2 protein-coding genes are annotated in these 5,443 nt (G+C 32.9%); both read right to left on the bottom strand.

What is annotated here, in order from left to right:
- Nucleotides 1-2,141 (bottom strand): DUF6443 domain-containing protein (locus tag BUB80_RS22845; RefSeq protein WP_228433947.1); only part of this gene is annotated, 2,141 nt, incomplete at its 3' end.
- A gap of 6 nt (nt 2,142-2,147) precedes the next feature.
- Complete coding sequence (locus BUB80_RS22840) at nt 2,148-5,294, bottom strand: hypothetical protein (RefSeq protein ID WP_073298018.1); 3,147 nt, start codon at nt 5,292-5,294, stop codon at nt 2,148-2,150.
- Between the last annotated feature and the right edge of the window lie 149 nt (nt 5,295-5,443).

Genomic DNA, 5,443 nt, shown 5'->3' with positions numbered 1-5,443 from the left:
TCCCTGTGACTTGTCATATTTCCATTATCATCATATGTGATGGTATTGGGAGTTGCCAGATAAGGATAACCATTGCTGTTTCCTATCTGCTCTTCTGTTACTTTTGTCAGTCTATTACCTGTATAATCATATTTCAGATTATCAATTTTTAAAGCTATACTGCTTCCTGGTAATAAATTTTCTGATCTTTGCAATCTTAAAATATTCCCGTTTAAATTATAATCTAATTTTTCAAAATATTCTTTAGCCGTCTCAGCCCCTTCTCTCTGATAAAAACCAGCACTAAGTCTGTTTAAAGGATCATAAACATAGCCATATCTTTTTAAAGGTTCATTTTCTTCTGTTAGCGTTTTCCAGCTTACTTCTGAAATATTTCCATTGTACTTTGCTTTTACTTTCAAGTCAGAAAAATCCATATTCGGAGTTTCCAATCCTTCCACTGTATTGTAATTGATTTTATATGCGAACAAATCGTTTCCTAGATTAGCCGGATTATTAATCTTGGTCATCCAACCTCGGATGTTATATTGATAGTCGATTTGTTGAAGCGGAGAAGCTGCTATTATCCCTCCCACTTTTTTAGACTCTAACTGAGAAAGTTCATTATATGTATTCTGAGCCAAAATCTCAACAGGATTACTGTCTACCTGATGGGTATGGGTTAGTAATCTATTTTGATGGTCATAGGTAAAGTTTTCAGTAATTATTCTATCGGTATCGGTGTCCAATCTTTTATGTAAGGTTACAGTTTGTTGAACAGCTCCTGCGAAATCTAATTTGACATCTGCTTTCGTACGTCCTCCTAAATGATTGATGGAATAAGACCCAACTACTCTTCCTCGAGTATCATAATACGAGTAATTCTTTGTCCAATTATCATCTTCAATATTTTTCACATAGGAAGCCAAAGGTAGACTTTTGGTACTGACAGGTGAGTTCGTGACATCCTGCGGTAAAACATCTTGTCCTAAAATTGAAGAAGGAATTGTCGGTGAGCCTTGAGGATAGGTATCATAATAATTAACAGTTAAAATGGTAGGAATTTCTCCTATAAAATAGTTATCAGTATAGTAAACAGTCATCCCATTTCTGGTAAACCCTGTGGCATTTCTGCTTTCAGCAATGACTGCACTATTTATTTCCTGTTGTCTTGCTGCTCTTTCTCCACCCGCTAAAAACCCGGTGTAAGCTACTCTTCCGAATTGATCATACTTGGTAATCTGCCATTTATTTTGTCCTTTTAAATTAGCATCCTGGGAAAGAATTAATCTATCAGTTTTATCATACACAAAATATTCCCAACCTTTGCCGGGAAGTCTCTTTTCTACCAAACGGTTTCTCCCATCATAAATATAACGATAGCATAGATTATTTAACAACGTATCATCTATAGTATTGGAGATAGAAGCTAAAGGGGGAATAACATAGGCCAATTGATTATAATCGTTATAAACATAATAAGTGTCGGCATTTTCTGTAGTTGAAATTACCTTTCTAATCAATAAGGTTTGCCCTTGTCCATTTTTAAATTCTATGGTCTTATTTCCATCCTCATCAGTTACTGTTGTTTTGTATAATTGAGCAGCACCATACGAACCCGATAGACTAATGCTTGATTCAAAGGTTGTATAATTAAATGTAGCAACATATTTTTTCACCTCTCCATCAATATTGGCATCATAGTCAAATTTCACAGGTTTATTGCTCCAATCTGTTCCTACCTGAATCTGTTGCTGGATCCTGTCAAGTGGTGAGTTTTCAAGAATCTTTTCTGCATAGATCTTTTCTCCCCCATAAACAGATGATACATTAGCTAGCGGGGTTGGAACAATAGCTCCATTTAGCGTCTGTAATTGTGGAATAGGTAAAAAATCTTTAGTTTGCCTACCAAAACTATCATATTCAATAAGAGTAACCACATCTCTTCCTTGTGGTGATGCTTTTACATTCACCACTTGCTTAGGTCTTCCGAGCCCGTCAAAATACTGAACTGTATAGATCTGTTTTGCAGTTGAACTGCTTGTTGCTACAGGTTCAAGATAGGTTCGGGTTTGTACATAATTTTCTGTGTTGGGTAAATTCTGTGCATGGACTAAACTCGTGACAAGCAAAGCTCCAATTGGAATAATTATTTTTTTCATCGTGTGTTAGTTTTTGTAGTTGTACTTGAATTCTTTCAATAGTTTCCCTGATCCATCATTCTCTCTGATTTCTTTCAACCTGTTAGCGGTATCATAGATATATACTTCTCTAATTCCTGATGGTGGAGTGATACTCGTCACCCCGATCAAAGGATCGTAGGAATAAGTTGTGATATAAAATCTATTATTATTTCTACGGAAATCATCTAATGTAGAAATTAAAGTGTTTTGTGTAGATTCATTAATGTCTTCATCAGATTTTGCAATAATATCAGCTATTCCTGTGAGGGCAAAAGCTTGATCATAAGTTGTTCCTTCTATTTTTGCAATAGGCTGTGTATTATTGTACCCCCAGATAATCGATACTGGGATACCATTCTTCATGGTATACTGCTGTAAGTTACCTTTTAGATCATATTTATCATAGGTTACTTCGGTGGATGGAGTCGTTCCATTTTGTAAGTCATAGGATATTACAGAACTTGGAAGCAGATTAGACAAATTATCATATTTTGTCTCTGATTTAGCAATTGTTTTAGAATTCTTTTTTACCTCCGTTTCCAAAGGAGTACTGATCATATTGGCATCGATAAGTCGTGTGTCTCCTTTTTCGTGGGCATATTGATAGCTGGTTTCATTGATAGTTCCGTCCGGTGTTATAGCTCCTTGTTTTAAAAGCTGCATATTATTAGAACTATAAGTGTACAAATTCTCAGAAACAGTAGTTTTTACTAAGTTATTTCCTGAATAAAAATAATTTTTAGAGGTGCTTTGTTTCATTTTTGCCCATCCAAATGCTTCTTTATTGAGGTGGTAACTGATAAAATTCGTAGGAATTCCACAAAGTTTAGCATTCCCACATTGAACGCTATTGCCACAAGTGGGTGATTCCATGGCAATTTTATAATTCTGATAATCTAAAAAAGAACTCGCAGTGGGGCAATCTTCATTCCTATAATATAAAGTAATTCCAGTTGTTTTCTCGAAATTTTCAAAATCATAGGCATTTTCAGTACTTGTTAATAATCTGGAAGTGTTATCAAATTTTTTCTCAGAAACCAATAGCCCCCTTTTATAATCAATATTTTTAGTAGGCGCAAACGGGTATTTTATAGCCGCATATCCCATAGACTCAGGATATTCTATTGGAGAAGTATACGTGTATTCTGATTTCCCATGATTTGTTTCTGAAACTGTAACATTCTTGTATCCCACATCTCCTCCCTGAGTAGAAATAGCCGATAAATTATTAAGGTTAGTATTTACTCTGTACTTGCTACTCCATAGATAGTGGTCAAGGGTACAAGTTCCATTATGCTTTATTTTTCTGGTTATTTCATAGGACATTATAGGTTTGGGATATACTAATGATCCGCTACTTCTTAAACTATTATCAAAGAAATTATAATCAAAAGAGATTTTCTTTTCAAATGTACTTGGATATCCCTGATTTTGTAATTCAGCTTGTACAGATGCATTAGTTTCGTCTAAATAATAAATGTTTTTAATTCTTATTCCTCCACCATAAAGATATTGATTAAGATTTGATTTGATTGTTTTTTCATTTATCACAACATTTGCGTGTCCGTTTATAGGTACACTTGGTAGAGGATTTTCTCCAGCTTGCCCCATATGATTCCAACGAAAGCCAATAGAATATTTAAATCCGGTTTGTAAACGAATTTCCAATGGACATTCACTACTTAAGCTTGTGGTCTCAATGATTTGATTGCCAGCAGTCTTTTTATATAAATTCAAAAACCCTGCAATTCCTTCATTATTATCAATACTAGAATTGAAAATATAGGTTTTGTCTGTACCAATAAATCCTAAACCTTGTAGTTGCTCATTCCCGTAGCTACTGTTTAATGAGAAGTCATTAATTTGATTAATAATCCAATTATCCGGATTATTTTCAAAGTAATCGATACTTCCATCAAGCGGATTAGATGAAGCAACTTCGGCATTTCCTACATAAGAATATGTATTAGGTTCATACTCAAATATTGTAGCTCCTTTAGTTGGATAAATAATTTGGGTAAGAACATCCTTACTTACATACTCCTTATCAACATTTCTATTTTCTGAGAGATAATTGTCAATCATTATATTATCACAGTAAGAACCCAGTGCTTTATAATAACCCCAATAATCTGTTTTCAAGCCCGTAGTAGGTATGGTGTTATTTTTATAAGAAAAACTATATTTTGATGTTTCGTTTGTTTCTGTAGACTCTATGATGTTTGCAAGAAAAAGTTTGTGGGAAAATGCATATTCAAATTGATATGATTTCACTTCTTTGTTATTCCAATCTTTTATTGAGATCTTGTTTAAATAAGGAGTATTTGTATTACCTAGAATATTATAATCCTGACGGCTTCCTTTTAATGTTGTAAAATCTATAATTGATTGGTTGGGAATTTTTATTTGTTTTAATTTCTTTGTTTTTGTTTCTATGGTAGTAGCTTGATTACTATATGAGGGTAAAATATTTGAAGGCAGAAATTGACAACTGCCCCCATTAAAAACCATCATGTATGACTCTAAATATTCAGATAAATTCTGGATATTGTTTACTGTTCTCTGCTTTTCAATAAATAACTCATCTGCTGCATTATATATAAATTCCGCCAGCAAATTGTTTTCAAAAATTACTTTTGAAAGGTGGAAAGAACTAATGTAATTGTAATTATAAGAATCTGATAAGTTTGAATCTCCTGTAAATGTAATGTTCTGGTTAAAAGAATAGTTTTCCGATTGTTCTTTCACATCAAATACATATTTTATTCCTTTATCATCTACAATGTCAAATGTTTTCTCAACATGTTTATAAGTAATTTTTAAATTATCTTTTGATAGCTTAACTACATTATAATTGCTTCCCACTTTTTCGATAATAAACTTTCCGCTATATCCCATGAAGTTATACTGGTAAAGATCTTGCTTACTGTCATATTTTTGTTTTTCACTTGCTTCGTAGAAAAATTCATTAATTTCTTGGTTATTGTAATCAATACTATAAGTATCATTGAGTAAAGATAATACGTCATAATAATTATTTCTAAAATCATAAATTCCAATCTTTTTATTTGATGAAGCTGTTGCTTCGCTAAAGTACTCGTCAGGATGTCTAGTCCTGAAATAGCGATACACAAAAAAATGATCGTTATGAAAGAATACTTAGAAACGCTTTATGTCAAGCGTACACAGAAAGATTACAGTTTAAGTTTGAAACTTCAGATTGTAAAAGAAATTGAATTCGGTAAATTAGGAATTACAGAATGTCGTAAGAAATATGGTAT

Origin of the sequence: Chryseobacterium polytrichastri (assembly GCF_900142445.1) — a bacterium.
In the GTDB taxonomy this organism is placed as follows: domain Bacteria; phylum Bacteroidota; class Bacteroidia; order Flavobacteriales; family Weeksellaceae; genus Chryseobacterium; species Chryseobacterium polytrichastri.
The sequence above is the reverse complement of the archived record's forward strand: the minus strand, read 5'-3'. Positions and strand labels throughout refer to the sequence as shown.